Origin of the sequence: Intestinirhabdus alba (assembly GCF_009711095.1) — a bacterium.
Taxonomy (GTDB): Bacteria; Pseudomonadota; Gammaproteobacteria; order Enterobacterales; family Enterobacteriaceae; genus Intestinirhabdus; species Intestinirhabdus alba.
Window position 1 is genome coordinate 1 of the sequence record NZ_WMJZ01000116.1, and the last position, 1,110, is coordinate 1,110.

Annotated in this window: 1 protein-coding gene; it reads left to right on the plus strand. The window is 59.5% G+C overall.

What is annotated here, in order from left to right; genetic code table 11:
- The coding region (tnpC, locus tag GJV78_RS22655) for an IS66 family transposase (RefSeq protein WP_155110304.1) at positions 1-1,069 on the plus strand (1,069 nt) is incomplete at its 5' end.
- Positions 1,070-1,110 lie beyond the last annotated feature (41 nt).

Genomic DNA, 1,110 nt, shown 5'->3' on the forward strand with positions numbered 1-1,110 from the left:
CTGTCGTCGGTGTGACCGCATCGTTCAGGCCCCGGCGCCTTCGCGCCCCATCGAGCGGGGTATAGCAGGACCGGGGCTGCTGGCCCGCGTACTGACCTCAAAGTATGCAGAGCACACACCGCTGTATCGCCAGTCTGAAATATACGGCAGGCAGGGCGTGGAACTGAGTCGCTCACTGCTGTCGGGTTGGGTGGATGCATGTTGTCGGCTGCTGTCGCCGCTGGAAGAGGCGCTCCGGAGCTATGTGCTGACTGACGGCAAACTTCATGCCGACGATACGCCTGTACCGGTCCTGCTACCGGGTAATAAGAAGACGAAGACCGGGCGGTTGTGGACGTACGTTCGTGATGACCGCAACGCCGGGTCAGCGCTGGCCCCGGCGGTGTGGTTCGCTTACAGCCCGGACAGAAAAGGCATCCACCCTCAGACCCATCTTGCCGGCTTCAGTGGCGTACTGCAGGCTGACGCCTACGCCGGGTTCAATGAACTCTACCGTGACGGGCGGATAACAGAAGCAGCCTGCTGGGCTCACGCCCGCCGCAAGATCCACGATGTGCACGTTCGCACTCCGTCAGATCTGACGGAGGAAGCGCTAAAACGGATCGGCGAGTTGTATGCCATCGAAGCGGATATGAGAGGTAAAAGCGCGGAGGAACGGCAGGCAGTGCGGCAACAAAAAGCGCTGCCGCTGCTGGCGTCACTGGAGGGGTGGCTGCGGGAGAAACAAAAAACCCTCTCAAGGCACTCAGAACTGGCAAAGGCGTTCGCGTATGCACTGAACCAGTGGCCAGCACTGACCCGCTATGCAGAAGATGGCTGGGTGGAGGTGGATAATAACATTGCTGAAAACGCCCTGCGGCTGGTCAGTCTGGGGAGAAAAAACTGGCTGTTCTTCGGCTCGGATCATGGTGGTGAGCGCGGTGCGTTAGTGTACAGTCTTATCGGGACGTGCAAACTGAACGGTGTGGATCCGGAGTGCTACCTCCACTATGTGCTTGATGTTATCGCCGACTGGTCTGTGAACCGGGTGGGCGATCTGCTGCCGTGGCGGGTTACTCTGCCTGCCTGACCAGCTTCACTTCGTCAATACGGTTCTCGCTGTACGCTTAC